We start from the raw sequence: 518 nt of genomic DNA on the forward strand, positions 1-518 counted from the left end.
ATCAACGACGCGCTCTCCCTCCGCGAGACGACCGACGGCCCCGTCGTCATCGTCGACCGGAAGGGCGACGGGATGTGCCAGAACTACCTCCGCAGCCACCACGCCCAGTTCGACGACAGCGAGGACGTCTACCACTTCCGCGTTCCAGAGACTATCCCCGCGTTCTCCTTCTTCGACATCCGGCCCGCACTTGAGGCCGGCCGCAACCGCGAGGACGCCGTCCAGGACAAGGTTGATCACTTCCACGACATCCTCCGGATGATCCTCGGCCAGGAGAAACACGAGCGGGCGTTCGTCGCCAACGAGATCCTCAGCCAACTCATCAAGGCGCTCTTCGACGCCGAGTACGGCAGCGACGTCTTCGGGCTCAATGATCTCTTCACGGCAGTCCGCCGGATGCAGGACGAGCAGACGATTCCGCCTGTCTCAATGGCGAACCAGCCTGTCGAGGAATCCTTGACGCGCCACCTCTCGAAAGAGGAGTCACAGTTCCAGACGTCGATGGACGCCGCCGGGAA

Annotated in this window: 1 pseudogene; it reads left to right on the forward strand. The window is 62.9% G+C overall.

Annotation, left to right across the window (positions count from 1 at the left end):
- Window positions 1-518, forward strand: a pseudogene (locus AOZ13_RS13690) (ATP-binding protein); the annotation flags it as partial.

This window comes from Halarchaeum acidiphilum MH1-52-1 (assembly GCF_000474235.1).
GTDB classification, from domain to species: domain Archaea; phylum Halobacteriota; class Halobacteria; order Halobacteriales; family Halobacteriaceae; genus Halarchaeum; species Halarchaeum acidiphilum.